Here is a 16,851-nt window from a genome sequence, read left to right on the forward strand (position 1 = left end):
CGCGAGCAACGCTCACGTTCGATAGCGTTATCTCGCCAAGAACATCCGAATCACCCGAGGGGGACCCCATGAGGGAACGACGCACCAAGACCACCGCACTCATCGCCGGCTTCGCCATCGCCGGCTTCCTGCTGTCCGGCTGTGCCGGCGGCCAGAGCAAGGCCGACGCGTGCAAGGAGCTCGAGAGCGGCATTCAGCAGCTGCAGACCGAGCTGACCGAGAGCTCCTCGAGCCTCGCCACCGACCCCGCCGCCGCGTCCGACGCGATCAGCGAGCTGGCCGACACCTTCAGCGACAACGCCGAGAAGGTCACCAACGACGAGGTCAAGCCGACCGCCGACAAGGCAGAGAAGGCCATCTCGGCCATGTCTGACGAGTTCGAGAAGTACGCTGACGACCCGACCTCGGCCGACGTCAACGCTCTGACCGAGAGCGCCACCGACGTGCAGACCACCTTCACCGACCTCGGCAAGGTCTGCAACTAAGTCTCACCACGCAGCACAAAAGGGGGGTCGCCTACGGGCAGCCCCCCTTTCGCTTGCCCAGGCGAAGGTGACGCGTCAGCGGACGAGGCGGACCTCGGTGATCTCCTCGCCGAGGAAGGGCTGCGTCTGGCGGGCGCCGTCGGGCGTGAAGCCGTTGCGGGCGTAGAAGCGGTGCGCGCGGGGGTTGTCCTCGGCCACCCAGAGGAACGCGGGCTGCTCGCCGAGCACGGCGTCGAAGAGCTGCTGGCCGATGCCCGTGCCGTGGAAGGCGTGCAGCACATAGGTGAAGTACAGCTCGGAGCGGTCGGTGATCTCCGGGTCGCGGCTGGGGCCCGAACCCGAGAAACCGACGATCTCGCCGTCGACGAGGGCGGCGTAGAGGCAGCGGCCGTCGCCGAGCGACGAGTAGTGCGTCCACAGCTCGGCCATGCGGCGCGGAGAGACGGCCCGCAACGCTTCGTCGCTGATCAGGTGGTCGTAGGTTTCGTGCCAGCAGGTGGCGTGCACACGCCCGAGTGATTCGGCGTCGACGTCGCGAACCGGGCGAACAACAGCATCGATGGTGGTGTTCATAGTCGGGAGACTACCCCCGGCTGCGCGGACCCTCAAAATCGCGGATGCCCCGGCCGAAATCATCCGGTCGGGGCATCGCGTCGTGCGGGGTGACGAGTGGACTACTCGTTGACGAGGACGATCTCGTCGAGTGCCTTGCGCTCGCGGGGGGCGACCTCGCGCTCGCGCAGCTTGTCCTCGAGCGTGTCGGGGCTGGCCACGTGGCCGATGGCCGACACGGTCAGGATCTGGTGGTTGGGTCCGAGGTCGAATGCCTCGGCCAGCTCATCCTTCTTGAAGCCGCCCATCTGGTGCACGTGCAGGCCGTCGTGGTGGGCCTGGATGCTGAGGTGCGCCATGGACTGGCCCAGGTCGTAGATGGCCCAGGGCAGCGGCTTGCCGTCGGCGTCGGTGACCTCGGCGACGGCCACGATGAGCGCGCCCGCGTTGCCGGCCCACGCCTTGTTGAAGCCCATCAGGCTCGCGGCGATGGTGTTGAAGGTGTCGGAGCCGCGGCGGCCGATGATGAAACGCCAGGGCTGCGTGTTGGCGGCGCTCGGCGACCAGCGGGCGGCCTCGAGGGCGGCGGTGAGTGTCTGCTCGTCGATGGTGGCGGTGGCGTCGAAGGCGCGCGGGCTCCAGCGGTCCGAGAGGACGTCGAGAATGGGAACGCTCGTGTCGGCGGTGCGGGCAGAGGTGGTGATGTCGGTCATCCGTGCTCTTTCGTCGTGGTTCTGGGGAGGTGTGTGTCTGAGCGTCGCCGTTGACTATGTATGTAAACGCATGGATGCGGCGACTATTCCGGATGCCGGGCGGGAGGCTCTCGGCAGCCGCGCCCGTCTGTCGGGCTACTCGCTGTCGGGCTACTCGGACTTCTGCGTGAGGATGTGGAACGGCACCGCGAGCGGGAAGCGGTAGACCTCGCCGCGCGAGGAGCGCACGCCACCCAGGATGAGGGCGACGAGGTTGGCAACGTTCCACGCGACGATGAGGATGAGGGTGACGAGCGGGGCCGACACGAAATCGCCGCCGCCCATGGTTGCCAGCACGAGGAAGTGCGCAACGAAGGCCACGATCTGGCCGAGGAGGTAGGTGATCTGCCAGTTCATGGCGTTGCGCGCGTTGCCGGCCGAGAGCGGGCCGCGGTGGCGCACGGTCGACCAGACGATGAGCGTGGCGATGATCGAGAAGAACGGCGAGAGGTAGAAGAAGCCGAAGAGCGAGACCAGGCCGATGAGCCAGACGAGCTGACCGCCGGACTTGTCGGCGCCGCGGTCGGGGCCGCCGTAGTTGGGGGCGCCGAAGGCGGGCTGGCCGTAGCCCGGCTGGCCGTAAGGCGGCTGTCCATAGCCGGGCTGACCGAAAGGCTGCTGGCCGTAACCGGGCTGTTCGTATCCGGGCTGAACGTAAGGGGGCTGACCCTGCGCGGGCGGAACGGGCGGGCCGTAGGGCGACTGCTGCGGCTCGTGACCGGTTACCGGGGGAGCGTACGGAGGCTGGTCGGCGGGGGTTCCGTCGGGGTTCGTCATGCGAGGCATCCTCACTGTCATCGTCGAAGGCGGTGGCTGTCTATCGAGTATCCGTCCATCCTGTCAGAGCCGTCGATGGGGAGTTCTTTCGCTAGCGAGCGGCCCGGGTGGCGGCTACGATCGCTTCGATGCGGGCGGGTGTCGACTCCTCCTGCAGGCTGGTGGTGTCCCCGAGCGGCCGGCCGTCGCTGATGTCTCCCAGCAACCGGCGCATGATCTTGCCCGAGCGGGTCTTGGGCAGGTCGGGCACGATCACGACATCCCGCGGTTTGGCGATGGGCCCGATGGCCTGTGCCACATACGCCCGCAACGTCTCGCGCAGGGTGTCGGCCTGTTGCACCCAGTAGGTGTCGTCGGCGCCCGAGGCATCCTGGGGCAGTGACGACGGGATGACATAGGCCGCGATCGCCTGCCCCGTGATCGGGTCGCTGACCCCCACCACTCCGGCTTCGCCGACGGCCGGATGCGCGACGAGCGCCGACTCGATCTCGATGGTCGACAGGCGGTGTCCCGACACGTTGATGACATCATCGACGCGACCGAGCACCCAGATGTCGCCGTCGGCATCCCATTTGGCGCCGTCGCCCGAGAAGAAGTAGCCCTGCTTCCAGTACTTGGCCCAATAGGAGTCGCGGTAGCGCTCGGGGTTGCCCCAGACGGTGCGGGCGAGGCCCGGCCCCGGGCGGTCGACGACGAGATAGCCGCCCGAACCGTAGGGCACGCGCTCGCCGTCCTCGTCCACGATGAGCGTCGAGATGCCGGGCAGCGCGCGGTTGGCCGAACCGGGTTTTAGGGTCGAGACACCGGGCAGCGGCGCCATGGTCGCGGCCCCCGTCTCGGACTGCCACCACGTGTCCACGATGGGCGCCTCGCCGCGGCCGATACGGGTGTGGAACCACATCCAGGCCTCGGGGTTGATGGCCTCGCCCACGGTGCCGAGAATGCGGATGCTCGACAGGTCGAACTCGGCTGGCGGCCCGTCGGGGAACCACGTGCTGAGTGTGCGGATGAGCGTGGGCGCCGTGTAGTAGGTCGTCACGCCGTAACGCTCGATGATCTCGAAGTGGCGCGTGCGGCTCGGCGTGTTGGGCGTGCCCTCATAGATCACCTGCGTGAGGCCGTTCGAGAGCGGGCCGTAGATCTCGTAGGTGTGCGCCGTGACCCACGCGAGGTCGGCCGTGCACCAGTGCACGTCGTCGGGTTTGGCGTCGAAGATGGCCCAGTGAGTGAAAGATGCCTGGGTGAGATATCCGCCCGAGGTGTGCACGAGGCCCTTGGGCTTTCCCGTGGTGCCCGAGGTGTAGATGATGAACAGCGGCGTCTCGGCGTCGAAGTATTCGGGGTCGTGCACGTCGCTCGCGGCATCCACCGTCTCGTGCCACCAGACGTCTCGACCGTCGGTCCAGGGGATGTCGTCCCCCGTGCGCTTGACGACGAGCACGTGTTCGATGCTGTCGACGCCCGCGACGGCCTGGTCGGCGTTGTCCTTGACGGCCACGGCCTTGCCCCGGCGGAACTGGCCGTCGGTCGTGATGAGCAGCTTGGCGCGCGTGTCCTCCACGCGGAACCGCAGGGCCTCGGCCGAGAACCCGCCGAACACGAGCGAGTGGATGGCGCCGATGCGGGCCACGGCGAGCGTCGCGATGATGGTCTCGAGAATGACCGGCAGGTAGATGACCACGCGGTCGCCCACGCCGATGCCGAGGTCGGTGAGCGCGTTGGCGGCCTTCGAGACCTCGCGCTGCAACTCGGCATAGGTGAGGCTGCGTCGGTCGCCGGGCTCGCCTTCGAAGTGCACGGCCACCTTGTCGCCCAGGCCGTTCTGCACGTGCCGGTCGACGCAGTTGACGGCAACGTTGAGTCGCCCGCCCGCGAACCACGTGGTCTCGGGCACCGAGAGGGTTCCGGATGCGTCGGGCGCGGCGGGCTTCCACGTGTGCACGCTCTGCCACGGGGTGTGCCAGTCGAGCCGCGCGGCCTGTTCGGCCCAGAAGGCGTCGGCGTCGGCATCCGCTCGCGCCCACCAGGAGGCGTCGACGTTGGCGCTCGCCGCGATGGCCGCGGGGGCCGGGTAGGCGCGGGTCTCGTCAAGCAGGTTCGCGATCGTCGCGTGCGAGGCGCCGGTTGTTGTGGCGGCGGTCGTCGCGTCGTGCGGGCGGCCCGGCGTGCTCGAGTCAGGCGTAGCGGCGGCGGATGCGGGGGCGAGATCGTCGGGCATGCTTCCAGGTTAGGCGGGCGCAGAGTGCGGTGTGCGGCCGAGTGAAACGCTCGTTCACACGACGGGGGTAGTGTGGCCCGATGGCTACTCTCGGCACTGCCCTCGACACCGCCGATTGGCGTTTCCGCATCTTCGAGCTCTACGCCGACGTGCGTCGCGTCGCGGCGACCGACCCGGCGGCCGCGCACCGCATCTGGCGCGATCGCCGCGACGAGCTCTTCGCCACGCATCCGGCCTCGCCACTCTTGCCCGAAGACGCCGAGACGTTCTCGGGTCTGCCCGTTGCCGACTACGACTCGTCGTGGCGCTTCGAGGTGGATGTCGCGCCCGTCGACGAGGGCCGTGACATCGCCGTTCCCACGGGCACCGACGGCGTCGTCGGCTTCACGCTCATCGGCACGGCCGGGCTGCCGGGCGACCGCGGCTCGCTCGCCGTCTGGAAGCACGCGGGCTACGGCGGCGGCCTCTTCGTCCCCGTCAAGGATCGCCTGGCCGGTGCCGAGGGCGGCACCTACGGCGGCGGCCGCTACCTGCTCGACACCATCAAGGGCGCGCACCTCGGCGCATCCGGCATCTCGGATGGCGCAGCCCCCGACAGCGGCGCCGGTGCGGGTCGCCTCGTGCTCGACCTCAACTTCGCCTACAACCCGTCCTGCGCGTACGACCCCGCCTGGGCGTGCCCGCTCGCGCAGCAGGAGAACACGCTGCCGGTCGAGGTTCCGGTCGGCGAGACCTACCCCGCGACGGCCTGATTCTCAGCATCGCGACAGTGTAAGTTCTATTGATTAACGATAGCTTTAGATTGTTCATCGATGGAGGTCGGTCATGCACAGGTTCGCAATCGTCGTGTTGAGGGTGATCATCGCCGCCGCCCTCGCGGGGTCGTTACTTGTTCAGGTGATGCTCGTCCCGCTCCTGGTGGCCGACCTCGCCGAAGCGTCCGTCGGCGTCGTTTTGCGCTCGACGTTCGCAGCGGTCGTCGTGCTCGAGATCGTCGCGTTCCAAGCGAGCGCTGTGTGTGTCTGGATGCTGCTGAACCTCGTGGGGCGAGGCAAGGTCTTTTCCCGCCGGGCGTTCCGCTACGTCGACATCATCGCCGGGTGCATTGCGGCGGCGGCGCTGCTGACGTTCACGGTTGCCGTGTTGCTCGCCCCCGGCCAGGTCGCCCCGGGTGTGGTCGGCTTGGTCTGCGGCGTGGCCCTCGTGCTCGCGGGTATGACTCTCGTGGTCGTGGTGCTGCGTTACCTGCTTCGCCAGGCCATCGACCTCGACGGTGAGGCGCGCGAACTGCAATCGCAACTGGATGAGGTCATCTGATGCCCATCGTCGTCGACATCGACGTCATGCTGGCGCGTCGCAAGATGGCGGTCGGCACGCTCGCGGAACTCGTGGGGGTCACGCCCGCCAATCTCGCTGTTTTGAAGAACGGCCGTGCGAAGGCCGTGCGTTTCACCACGCTGGAGGCGCTCTGCGAGGCCTTGGACTGTCAACCGGGTGATTTGTTGCGTTGGGAGCCCGACGGGGCATGAGGGATCTGGGCCCGCGAACGCTTGCGATTTGCGCACGGCTCGCATAAGTTAAACAAACGGCCCAGTCGGTTTCTCGATGAGAACCACTGATGGGGGCCCAGATCGGAAACCTCGGGGGAGGGTTCCGACTCGGGGACGGCGGCGGGCGTTCATTCTGCGACGTCCGCCCCGCCGCCCGCGACCGATCGTGCCGGCGGCTCTGCGCCGGTCCGCTGCAGACCGGGAAGTTGCAGATCACGCCGCGCTGGGCAGCTCCGGGTGGCACCCGTCTTCAGATCGAGGGCGGAGCCCCGTCGCCGTGCACGAGCCGCGGGACGGCCAGCAGGTGGTCGCGGCTGTCGGGGCAGCCGATGGCGGCGAAGATGATGTCCCACATATTGGTGATGCGGTTGTCGAGGCGGGCCCAGTCGTCGAAGACGGCCGACACCATCTGGGTGCCCGTGAACGATTCGACGACGAAGCGCGCGATGCTGTCGACCTCGATGCGGGGAGAGACGTCGCCTTCGGCGATGGCCTTGCGCAGGTGTTCGGCGCTCTGCGCGATCCAGAACTCGTAGGGCGCGCGGGCGTGCTCGGGAAAGTAGCCGGCCGATTCGGTGCTGAGTCGGATGCCGGCCTGCACGATCGGCAGCGTGCGCAGCTGCTGGGCGAACGTGTGAGTGAGCCGCACGAGACCCTCGGCGCCCGGCATGTCGTCGCTCAGCAGGCGAGCGCCGGCGTCGACGCACAGCTGATGCTGCTGCAGGATGAGTTCGAGGGCAAGGGCGTGCTTCGACTCGAAGTGGAAGTAGAGGGCGCCCTGCGTGACGCCCGCTTCGGTGATGATCTCGCTGAGCTTGGCGCTGGCATAGCTCGATCGGGCAAACACCACGCCGGCGGCTTCGACGATCGCTTGTCGCGTCGCGCGAGCGCGTTCCTGTTTGGGCATGGGGTCCTCCGGCCTATCGGGGACAGAATACCTCCGGGGGCTATGAAGGGTGACCCCCTTGTGACGGGCCCTTCCCAGGTTTTCGGGATGCTGCACGTCAGGTTCGCACGGGCGCAACGGGGCGGCTGCGCAAATCTCCCGGACAGACCTGTTTTCGCTCGAACCGGTAACCCATCCCGGGGCGGCCCGGATTGGGGATACAGGAGAGGCCGACTCCCGCGCTATCGGCGCGTCCTGCGCGCGGGCCGCGACGAGCCCGCGGTCCGGGCGCGCCCGTCCTGACGCCCGCCCTGGAGCCCGCCCTGGAGCCCGACCTGACGCCCGGCCTGACGCCCGAACAGGCGCTAGAGGGCCTCCCCCGGAATGGGGTGCCCCACGAGGTGCGACGCGGGCGCGACTCCCGCGGCCGGCGCGGCCGCCAAGGCTGCGCAGATGGCCTCGACGAAGCTGTCGATGTCGGCCTCGGTGGTGTCGAACGCGCACATCCACCGCACTTCGCCCGTCGCGGCATCCCAGTCGTAGAAGCGGAAGGACTCGCGCAGCGTGTCGGCGACACCGGGCGGCAGAACGGCGAAGACCGCGTTGGCCTCGGTCGGCTGGCTGAAGCCGAGACCGGGCGCCTGACCGGCCGCGATGCGCTCTTCGAGGGCCGATCGCAGGCGCACGGCCATGGCGTTGGCGTGGCTGGCCGAGCGGTGCCAGAGGTCGCCCTCGAGCAGCGCGATCAGCTGGGCCGACAGGAAACGCATCTTCGAGGCGAGCTGCATGTTGAGCTTGCGCAGGTAGACGAGACCCTGCGTGGCGGCCGGGTTGAGCGACACGACGGCCTCGCCGAACATGAGGCCGTTCTTGGTGCCGCCGAACGAGAGCACGTCGACCCCGGCGTCGGTCGTGAAGGCGCGGAACGGCAGGCCGAGGGCCGCGGCCGCGTTGGAGAGCCGGGCACCGTCGAGGTGCAGCGACATGCCGTGGGCATGAGCGTGGTCGGCGATGGCGCGGATCTCGTCGGGCGTGTAGAGCGTGCCGAGCTCGGTGCTCTGCGTGATGGACACGACGAGCGGCTGCGCGCGGTGCTCATCGCCCCAGCCCCAGGCCTCGCGGTCGATCAGCTCGGGCGTGAGCTTGCCGTCGGGGGAAGGCACGCCCAAGATCTTGATGCCGCCGACGCGCTCGGGCGCGCCACCCTCGTCGACGTTGATGTGAGCCGTGGTGGCGGCGATGACGGCACCCCAGCGCGGCAACATCGACTGGATGCCGACCACGTTGGCGCCCGTGCCGTTGAAGACCGGGAACACCTCGGCCTGCTCGCCGAAGTGGCCGCGGAAGATCTCGGTGAGACGCTCGCTGTACTGGTCGCCGCCGTAGGCCACCTGGTGCCCGCCGTTGGCCCGGGCGATGGCCTCGATCACCTCGGGGTGCACCCCCGCGTAGTTGTCGCTGGCGAAGTTGCGGACGTCGGAATCATGCAGTGGAAGGCTCACACCCCTAATCTCGCACAGAGCGGCCGCCCCGCGCATCCTGGCCGAAAACTGTGGATGAACGGGGCGGCCGCTGCCTGGGGAGAACGAACGCGTCAGCCGCGCAGCGCCTCACCGAGCTTCACGCGCGCCCCCGTGCGCAGAAGCGAGTTGCTGTACATCTTCGAGCCGAGCAGCAGCACGACGACCGTGGTCACGGCGAGGATCGCGAGCGAGAGCAGCGGCTCCCACCACTCGGCCGTTCCGAGGAACAGGCGCACCGGCATACCGACGGGCGCCGAGAAGGGGATGTAGGACATGATCGCCAGCACGGTCGGGTTGTCGTTGAAGAAGATGACCGCGAAGTAGGGCAGCATGACGAGCATCGTGACGGGCATGGTCGTCGATCCGACATCCTCTTGGCGCGAGACCAGGGCGGCCGTCGCGGCGAAGAGCGCGGCCAGCAGCACGAAGCCGATGACGAAGAAGATGACGAACCACACGATGGGTGCGCCGAGGCCGGTCAGCAGATCGCTCTGCCCCGTCACCGTCAGGCCCACGATGGCGATCACCGCTATGAGCGCGATCTGGGCGAAGGCGAGGATGCTGTTGCCGAGCACCTTTCCGGCCAGCAACGCGCGCACCGGGATGGCCGACATGAGGATCTCGACCACGCGGGTCTGCTTCTCTTCCACCACGCTCTGGGCGATGGTCGAACCGAACGTCATGGCCGACGAGAAGAAGACGAGGCCAAACGCGATGGCGACGAGATAGCCGAGGAATCCGGCATCCGCACCCTGGTCGAGCAGCACGACCTTGGGTGCCGTGCTGAGCGCCTGCACGACCGACGTCGGTGCCGAATCGGTGGCCACGACCTCGAACAGCAGCGGCGAGTCGCCGGAACGATCGGGCAGGATGGCGGCCTCGACGTCGCCGTCGCGCACCAGTTTCTCGGCGGCCTGCTCGTCGTCGACCACGGTCACGTCGAACGATTTCGCGGCGGCGGCCGGGATGACCTCGCTCGTGGCATCGACGACCGCCACCTTCGTGGTCTCGCTGCCGGCCGAGTTGGCCGAGAAACCCGCGAACAGGATGGAACCCAGGATGATCACGAGCAGCAGGGCCGACGAGATCAGGAACGCCTTGCTGCGCAGGCGGGCGCGGATCTCGCGCTCGGAGACGAGCCACACGCTCGACGCGAAACCGGGGGCCTGCGGGGCGGCGGGCCGAGCCGATGCGGGGGCCGACGCGGACGATGTGCCGCGCGAGGACGGCGACGACGGGGAGGGCGAGGTGCGGGTGCTCATCGGATGACCTCTCGGAAGATGTGGGCGAGCGACGGGCGCTGCGGGTGGAAGGTGGTGACGGCGCCGGCCTCGACCGCGCGTCGCAGCACGAGCTGCGCGGTTTCGTCGGTGTCGGCGTCGAAGAGCGCGTAGCCGCCGTCGAACTCGACGACGTCGACGCCGGGCAAGCCGCGGATCCAGCCGATGTCGGTGCCGGCCTGCAGTTCGAAGCGGCGCGTGGCGTGCTTCTCGCGCAGCGCCTCGCGCGAACCCGAGGCGCGGATCTCTCCGTTGGCGATGATGACGAGGTCGTCACAGAGGCGTTCGACGATATCGAGTTGGTGCGAGGAGAAGAGCACGGGCACGCCGGCATCCGCTCGCTCTTTCAGCACTCCGACGACGACGTCGACGGCCAGGGGGTCGAGGCCCGAGAACGGCTCGTCGAGCACGAGCAGATCGGGTTGGTGCACGAGGGCCGCCGCGATCTGCGCGCGCTGCTGGTTGCCGAGCGACAGCGATTCGAGCGTGTCGTTGGCGCGCTCCTCGAGGCCGAGCGATTCGAGCAGTTCTCGCGTGTTCTGCGTGGCGCGCGACGACGAGAAGCCGTGCAGGCGGGCCAGGTAAACGAGCTGCTCCTCGACCTTCATCTTGGGGTAGAGGCCGCGTTCTTCGGGCATGTAGCCGAAGCGGTGGCGGTCACCGGCCGTGAGCGGTTTGCCGTCTTTCGTGACGGTGCCGCCGTCGGCCGACAGGACGCCGAGGATGATGCGCATGGTCGTGGTCTTGCCGGCACCGTTGCCGCCGACGAAACCGGTCATGCGGCCGGGCTGCACCGTGAACGACACGTCGTGCAACACCTGCCGGTCGCCGTATGAGCGGGTGATGTTCTCTAGCTGAAGCACGCTGGCTCCTCCGATTCTCTGCGTGATTACACGCTAGAGCGGGGGAGAGGTCGCGGGCATCAGCCGTGGGGCGGGTTCTCGCGCCTCCGCCTGGCGGGGGAGGGCGTCGAATCCACGCCTCAGGCGTCGGAGACGGCGTAGCCGCTGCGGAACGCCCACACGATGGCCTGGATGCGGTCGCGCACGCCCAGCTTGGCGAAAATGCTCGACACGTGCGTTTTGACCGTCGCCTCGCCGACATAGAGCTTCGAGGCGATCTCCTGGTTCGAGAGCCCGTCGGCGAGCAGGGCGAAGACGTCGCGCTCGCGCTCGGTGAGCAGGGCGTAGGCCGCGCGCTCGGCGTCGTTCGGGCCGCCGTGCGTCGCGGTGGCGGGGCCACCGGTGCCGACAGAGCCGTGACCGCCGGCAGTGACGTCTTGGTGGCGAGCCGAGCGGTCGCCCTGAGCCGCACGGCCGTCACGAGAGTGATCAGGCAGCGCACCCAACGCGGCGCTGAGGCCCGACGTTCCGGGCGACGACGGCTGAGACATCCGCCCGGCCGTCGCACCGAAGCGCGCGATGACGCGTTTGGTCACGGTAGGCGACAGCAGCGCCTCGCCGCTCGCGACGACCCGCACGGCCTCGATGAGCTGCTCGGGCGAGGAATTCTTCAGCAGGAACCCGCTCGCGCCGGCCGCCAGGGCCTCGAACAGGTAGTCGTCGCGGTCGAAGGTCGTCAGAATCAGGACGGCCGCGCCGATCGACGGGTCGCCCGTGATGGCGCGCGTGGCGTCGAGCCCGTTCATGCCGGGCATCTGCACGTCCATGCAGATCACGTCGGGTGCGAGGGATGCCGCGGCCGCGATTGCCTCGGCCCCCGAACCCGCCTCGCCGACGACCTCGATACCGGGCTGGGCGCCCAGGATGATGCGGAAACCCGCGCGCAGCAACTCCTGGTCGTCGACCAGCAACACGCGGATCGCCCCGGACGTGTCAGCGCCACCCGTGCCACCCGTGCCGCTCGTGCCACCCGCGCCTCCCGCGCCGGCCCCTGCGTTCGTGCTGGCATGCGTCGAATCGGTCATGTCGAAACCATCCGTTCGTGAGAGTCGTTCGGGCCCGGGAGCCGGTCGTCGAGAGAAACGGGGATGCGCGCCCGCACGAGGTAGCCGCCGCGGGGCCGAGGCCCCAGTTCGAGCGTTCCTCCGGTTGCACGCACGCGTTCCTGCATGCCGACGTGCCCCAGCCCCGTGCCCGTGCGCGCCCCCCGCCGCCGGGTCGGCGAAGCCACGGCGAGCGAGCCACTGTTGGTGATCTCGATCTCCACGGCGTCGTCGAGGTAGCGCAGCCGCACGTCCGCCCGGGTATCTGGCCCGCCGTACTTGCGGGCGTTCGTCAGGCCCTCCTGCACGACCCGGTACACGGTCAGCGACACCAACTTCGGCAGCGGCCGCGGTTCGCCGATCGTCTCGAAGCGCGTCGGCACACCGGACTGGCTCGACGCCTCACACAACTCGGGCAACCGGTCGACGCTCACGGTCGAGGCGGCCTCGGACTCGGTTTCGGCCGCGCTCTCGGCCTCGGCGTCGGGCTCCCGCAGGGTGCCGAGGATGCCGCGCAACTCGTCGATCGCCGACCGGGCGTTGTCCTCCACGACGCCCAGAGCAGCCCGAGCGGCCGCCGGATCGAGGTCCAACACGGTGCGAGCCGCCCCCGCCTGCACTCCCATCACCGACACGTGGTGCGCCACCACATCGTGCAATTCGCGCGCGATGCGCAAACGTTCGAGCGATACGGCCTGGCGAGCCGAGCGGATGCGTTCACGATCGAGGAGCGCCGTGCGCTGTTCGAGCACGGCACGTTCTTTCGCGCCATCCCACGCCCGATTGCCGAAGAACCAGGCCGCGCCGAAGTACAGGATGTTCGTGAGGATCTGGATGAGCAGGTAGGCCACGAGCGGCGAAAAGAGCCCGGCGCGCGAGAAGCCCGGCATGGCGTCGGGATCGGTGGTGGCGAGGAACATCGAGATCAGCAACCACACGAGCATGGCGAACACGATGACGATGCGCACGATGAAGGCGCGGCGGCGGTCCGACATCCAGGCGCCGACCGAATAGAGCGCCAGGAAGAGGGCGATGTTGCAGAAGAGCAGCTCGCTGACGTGCAGCTGTCCGATCACGATGAACGCGGCCGAGAGCACGAGCGCCACGGTGGCCGGCCGCACCCGCCGCCACGCGAGGGGGAGCGTGATGAAGGCCAGCGCCAGGATGCTGACACCGAGGTCGGCGGGATCGTCGTAGAACCCGGCCACCGTGTAGAGCATGAGGCTCAAGATGGAGCCGACGAAGAGTGCGGCCGCGAGGATCAGATCGGCACGGCGCTCGCCGGGCGTGGGGGCCGGGCGCGTCCATCCCGGCTCGTCGGGGTCGAGAAAGGCGGCACCGGTCATGCGTTAAACGTAGCCGCCGACGGGCCGCGGGGCCTCCGTCGTCCGAGGGAGGCCGCACCGAATAGGAAGGGCTCGCCCGCCGGCGCACCCGCCCGCTCGAGACTCAGCGGTTTGGCCCGAACTTCCGCTTCTTCTTGGCGTCGCGGTTCGCCTTGGCGAGCGCGAGCGTCGCCATGGTGCCGACCTTGGTCGCGGCCGCGTCGTCCCGATCCTTCTTCGCGCTCTTCGGGGTGTCGTGCTTCTTCAGCGTGCCCAGCGACTTCGACGACTTCTTGGCCGCCTTCTTCGTCGACGTGGCGGATGCGTTCGACCACTCGACCACGCGCGAGCCCACGGCATAGACGACGCCGGCAATCACGGCGAGGGTCAGAAATTTCTTGAACGTCATGGTTCCTCCTGGCAGATAGGAAAACTGAGTGGAGGGCGAAAAGACCGTGTCCCTTCGCCCTCCGAGGTCGTGTCGCGCGTCGACTAGCGCAGGCTCTTGACCTTCTTGTTCGCGGCTTTCTCGGCCTTGGCGAGCTCCTTCTTGGCGCGGGCGCGGGCCTTCTTCACCTGCGGGTCGTTCCAGAACTTCTTCACCGATTTGGAGATCTGCTTGTAACGGGCGCGGCCCGCCTTGGCTCCCAGAACGTAGGCGAAGAAAGCGATGATGAGGATGAAAATGAACTTGGGGCGCATTGGTCCGGTCTCCTTGAGGTCGTCTCGGCGAGTGTGCTCGGCGAATGTGCTGGGCGCGTCGTTCCTCCGACGGTATCGAATCGGGCTCGGGAACGGCAGAGGGTGGCGCGGCCTTGCGGCCCGGGTGTACGAGGCGTAACGTACCCGGCCGGCACGACCGTGCCACCCTGCGTCGATGAGAGTCAGCTCAGGCCGACACTGCTCGGTCCGCCACAACGCTGGCCGACACCGATCAGTGCAGCCCCTTCGTCGACGCGATCACGGGCGCCATCTTCTTGCCCAGCGCCTCATAGAACATCGACAGCGGGAATTCGTCGTCGAGCACGGCATCCGTGTAACCCTTCGGCGGCCCCTGCAGCACCTCGTCGGGCAGCCCGCGCGCCCATGCTGATGCCGGATGCGGGGCCAGCGTCGCCGAGATCAGCGCGTGCGCGGCCAGCCAGTGTGCGACCTTCGGCCGGTCGATCGAACGCCAATACAACTCGTTGATGGCGTCGCTGAGTGCCACGACGACGGCGGGCACAGCATCCCAGTCGAAGGCCAGGCGTGTGTCGGTCCAGTGCAGCACGCCGTGCTGGTGCAGCCAGGCGAAGAGCAGCTGCCCGCCGAGCCCGTCGTAGTTGCGCACGCGGTCGCCCGTCAGCGGGAAACGGAACAACCGGTCGAACAGGATGGCGTATTGCACGAGCCCGGCCATGCGCAGCGTCGTGCGCTCGATGTCGTTGAGCGACGCCTCGTCACGGGCGCCGAGTGCCGCCTGAACGGCCACCGATTCGCGGAATGCCGTGAGGTCGCAGCGCAACTCCTCGAGCGAGTAGAGGAAGTAGGGCATGCGCTGTTTGATCATGAACGGGTCGAACGGCAGGTCCCCGCGCATATGCGTGCGGTCGTGGATGAGGTCCCACATCACGAACGTGTGCTCGGCCAGCTGCTGATCGGCCAGGAGTGCCGCGGCCTCGTCGGGCAGGTCGAGGCGCGTGATGCTCGCGGCCTCGGTGACCACGCGGCGGAATCGAGCGGCCTCGCGGTCGGCGAAGATGGCGCCCCACGTGAACGTCGGCACCTCGCGCATGGCCACGGTCTCGGGAAAGAGCACGGCCGAGTTGGTGTCGTAGCCCGGCGTGAAGTCGAGGAAGCGGATCGGAACGAACAGCTTGTTCTCGTAGTCGCCGGCCTCGAGGTCGTGCACGAATTCGGGCCAGATGGTCTCGACGAGCACGGCCTCGACGAACCGGTTGGTGCTGCCGTTCTGCGTGTACATGGGGAACACGACGAGGTGGGCGAGCCCGTCGACGCGGTTCTGCTGCGGCTGGAACGCGCGCAGCGAGTCGAGGAAGTCGGGCACCCCGAAGCCGCCGTCGGCCCACCGCGCGAAGTCGAGGTCGACGAGTCGCAGGTAGTCGGCGTCGTGCTCGAACGACGGCGCCAGCTCGCGGATGCTGTCGCGCACCGTCTGCACGAGTCGGGCGGCTTCATCGTGGTGGCTCGTGTCGCCCGCCTCGCCGACCGAGCCGTCGCGCAGCTGCAACTCCTGCAACCGCGTGGCCGCGCGCTTCAGGTTCTGCCACGCGGGCGTCTCGACGAGGGCGCGGTTCGCGCGCGTCACGGGGGAGGCTTCCGACAGGAGCTCGTCTTCGACGACCTCCGGTTCGCCGACGACGGCTGCGGTGTGCGCAGGTGTGCTGTTTTCGGACATGGTGAACCTCCTTCGCGAGATCGAGCGTGTGGCTCAACGCTAACGAAGAAGACGCGCTTTTCGGTTGCGTCTTTCAGCGAAAAGGTGTGCGCGGGCGGCGACTGGCGCGCGAAATCACCCGCGAAACCGGTCTTTCACGCAAGCGGCCCCGAACGGGTCACGCCCAGCGCTTGTTGACCCAGCGCTCGAGCAGGCCGACCAGGGCATCCGTGAGCTTGCCGATGACGGCGAGCAGGATGATGGCGAGGAAGATGCGGTCGATGCGCCCGTTGTTCTGCGAATCGATCAGCAGGAATCCGAGGCCCATCGACGAGGCGATCAACTCGGCGGCCACGAGGAACAGCCAGGACTGCGCGAGCGCCAGGCGCAGACCCGAGATGACGGAGGGCAGCACGGCCGGCAGCTGGATGGTGGTGAAGAGCTTCACGCCACGTAGCCCGAACGCGCGCCCGGCCTCGACGAGGTTGCGGTCGACGTGGCGCAGGGCCGCCGAGATGGTCGTGTAGACGGGGAAGAACGCGCCGATGACGATCAGGGTGATCTTCGACTCCTCGCCGATCTTCAGCCACAGGATGAGCAGCGGGATCCACGCGAGCGAGGGCACCGCGCGGATGGCGCCGAGGGTGGGCGCCACGAGGATGTCGGCGAGGCGCGAGAGCCCCACGACGGCGCCCAGGATGATTCCGAGCACGGCTCCGATCGCGAAACCGATGAGCACGCGCTGCAACGAGATGGCCATGTACTGGCCGAGCAGGCCGCGCTGGATGAGGTCGATGCCCGCGTTCCAGACCATGGCGGGCGAGGGCAGCTGCGACACGGGCACGAGGCCGAGCGATGTCGACAGCTCCCATCCCACCAGGATCAGAATGGGCAGGATGCTGCCGCCCACGATGACGAACCACGTGCGGCGTGTGAGCGGCCGACGCCCGCGGGCGCTGTCGGACCGGCGGTCGCTGGCCTCGCTGCGGGCCGCCACCTCGGGGCGCACACGTGTGGCGGCCGGCGTCGCGTATTCGGCGGCGGGCGGCATCACGCCGACCGCCCCGCGGCGCACCTGTTCGCTGTTCGTCAGCTGGTCGTTGTCAGACATCGAGTCCTCTGCGTTCGAAGGGCGGGGCGGGGCGTGTGCGGGGCGGACGGGTGTGCGCGGGGCGCGCGGC

General features: G+C 68.5%; 18 protein-coding genes. 4 read left to right on the forward strand and 14 right to left on the reverse strand.

Annotation, left to right across the window (positions count from 1 at the left end; genetic code table 11):
- Positions 1 to 68 precede the first annotated feature (68 nt).
- Complete coding sequence (locus tag ALI44B_RS11460) at positions 69 to 485, forward strand: hypothetical protein (RefSeq protein WP_077054780.1); 417 nt, start codon at positions 69 to 71, stop codon at positions 483 to 485.
- Between the two features lie 75 nt (positions 486 to 560).
- On the opposite strand, the gene ALI44B_RS11465 is transcribed toward ALI44B_RS11460, so the two are convergent.
- The 4 genes from ALI44B_RS11465 to acs all read right to left on the reverse strand — a co-directional run bounded on the left by ALI44B_RS11465 (position 561) and on the right by acs (position 4,784).
- Complete coding sequence (locus ALI44B_RS11465; protein WP_077054781.1) at positions 561 to 1,058, reverse strand: GNAT family N-acetyltransferase; 498 nt, start codon at positions 1,056 to 1,058, stop codon at positions 561 to 563.
- Between the two features lie 101 nt (positions 1,059 to 1,159).
- Positions 1,160 to 1,750: a nitroreductase family protein gene (locus ALI44B_RS11470; RefSeq protein ID WP_077054782.1), complete on the reverse strand. Its 591-nt coding sequence runs from the start codon at positions 1,748 to 1,750 to the stop codon at positions 1,160 to 1,162.
- 150 nt (positions 1,751 to 1,900) lie between these two features.
- The gene (locus tag ALI44B_RS11475) at positions 1,901 to 2,566 is read right to left on the reverse strand and encodes a DUF4870 domain-containing protein (protein WP_077054783.1); all 666 of its coding nucleotides are present in this window, start codon (positions 2,564 to 2,566) and stop codon (positions 1,901 to 1,903) included.
- 91 nt (positions 2,567 to 2,657) lie between these two features.
- Complete coding sequence (gene acs, locus ALI44B_RS11480; RefSeq protein WP_083709917.1) at positions 2,658 to 4,784, reverse strand: acetate--CoA ligase; 2,127 nt, start codon at positions 4,782 to 4,784, stop codon at positions 2,658 to 2,660.
- 80 nt (positions 4,785 to 4,864) lie between these two features.
- Here acs and ALI44B_RS11485 point away from each other — a divergent pair, with 80 nt between their 5' ends.
- The 3 genes from ALI44B_RS11485 to ALI44B_RS11495 all read left to right on the forward strand — a co-directional run bounded on the left by ALI44B_RS11485 (position 4,865) and on the right by ALI44B_RS11495 (position 6,313).
- Complete coding sequence (locus ALI44B_RS11485) at positions 4,865 to 5,536, forward strand: DUF1684 domain-containing protein (RefSeq protein WP_077054784.1); 672 nt, start codon at positions 4,865 to 4,867, stop codon at positions 5,534 to 5,536.
- 73 nt (positions 5,537 to 5,609) lie between these two features.
- Positions 5,610 to 6,101, forward strand: a complete 492-nt coding sequence (locus ALI44B_RS11490; RefSeq protein WP_077054785.1) for a DUF2975 domain-containing protein — start codon at positions 5,610 to 5,612, stop codon at positions 6,099 to 6,101.
- A complete protein-coding gene (locus ALI44B_RS11495) occupies positions 6,101 to 6,313 on the forward strand; it encodes a helix-turn-helix domain-containing protein (protein ID WP_077054786.1) in 213 nt (70 codons plus the stop codon). Before ALI44B_RS11490 ends, ALI44B_RS11495 begins: the two co-directional genes overlap by 1 nt.
- 271 nt (positions 6,314 to 6,584) lie before the next feature.
- Here ALI44B_RS11495 and ALI44B_RS11500 read toward each other — a convergent pair whose 3' ends face one another.
- From ALI44B_RS11500 to ALI44B_RS11545, 10 genes are all read right to left on the reverse strand, one after another.
- Positions 6,585 to 7,241, reverse strand: a complete 657-nt coding sequence (locus ALI44B_RS11500; protein ID WP_077054787.1) for a ScbR family autoregulator-binding transcription factor — start codon at positions 7,239 to 7,241, stop codon at positions 6,585 to 6,587.
- Between the two features lie 344 nt (positions 7,242 to 7,585).
- Complete coding sequence (locus ALI44B_RS11505; protein WP_238592189.1) at positions 7,586 to 8,722, reverse strand: threonine aldolase family protein; 1,137 nt, start codon at positions 8,720 to 8,722, stop codon at positions 7,586 to 7,588.
- Between the two features lie 92 nt (positions 8,723 to 8,814).
- Positions 8,815 to 10,005 (reverse strand): ABC transporter permease, encoded by a 1,191-nt coding sequence (locus ALI44B_RS11510; RefSeq protein WP_083709921.1) that lies wholly within the window; start codon positions 10,003 to 10,005, stop codon positions 8,815 to 8,817.
- Positions 10,002 to 10,886: an ABC transporter ATP-binding protein gene (locus tag ALI44B_RS11515; protein ID WP_077054788.1), complete on the reverse strand. Its 885-nt coding sequence runs from the start codon at positions 10,884 to 10,886 to the stop codon at positions 10,002 to 10,004. Before ALI44B_RS11515 ends, ALI44B_RS11510 begins: the two co-directional genes overlap by 4 nt.
- 119 nt (positions 10,887 to 11,005) lie before the next feature.
- Complete coding sequence (locus ALI44B_RS11520) at positions 11,006 to 11,950, reverse strand: response regulator (protein ID WP_083709922.1); 945 nt, start codon at positions 11,948 to 11,950, stop codon at positions 11,006 to 11,008.
- Positions 11,947 to 13,314 carry a sensor histidine kinase gene (locus ALI44B_RS11525; protein WP_077054789.1) on the reverse strand — a complete coding sequence of 456 codons (1,368 nt, stop codon included), beginning with the start codon at positions 13,312 to 13,314 and terminating at the stop codon, positions 11,947 to 11,949. The genes ALI44B_RS11520 and ALI44B_RS11525 overlap by 4 nt, the downstream gene beginning before the upstream one ends.
- 103 nt (positions 13,315 to 13,417) lie before the next feature.
- Positions 13,418 to 13,702, reverse strand: coding sequence for a hypothetical protein (locus ALI44B_RS11530; RefSeq protein ID WP_077054790.1), 285 nt, complete (start codon positions 13,700 to 13,702; stop codon positions 13,418 to 13,420).
- An 83-nt stretch (positions 13,703 to 13,785) separates the two neighbouring features.
- Positions 13,786 to 13,995: a hypothetical protein gene (locus tag ALI44B_RS11535; protein ID WP_077054791.1), complete on the reverse strand. Its 210-nt coding sequence runs from the start codon at positions 13,993 to 13,995 to the stop codon at positions 13,786 to 13,788.
- Between the two features lie 232 nt (positions 13,996 to 14,227).
- Complete coding sequence (locus ALI44B_RS11540; RefSeq protein ID WP_077054792.1) at positions 14,228 to 15,691, reverse strand: DUF6421 family protein; 1,464 nt, start codon at positions 15,689 to 15,691, stop codon at positions 14,228 to 14,230.
- Positions 15,692 to 15,848: 157 nt separating this feature from the next.
- On the reverse strand, positions 15,849 to 16,721 hold the full coding sequence (locus ALI44B_RS11545; RefSeq protein WP_077055561.1) for an ABC transporter permease: 873 nt from the start codon (positions 16,719 to 16,721) through the stop codon (positions 15,849 to 15,851).
- Between the last annotated feature and the right edge of the window lie 130 nt (positions 16,722 to 16,851).

This window comes from Leifsonia sp. ALI-44-B (assembly GCF_001984125.1).
Classification (GTDB): domain Bacteria; phylum Actinomycetota; class Actinomycetes; order Actinomycetales; family Microbacteriaceae; genus Okibacterium.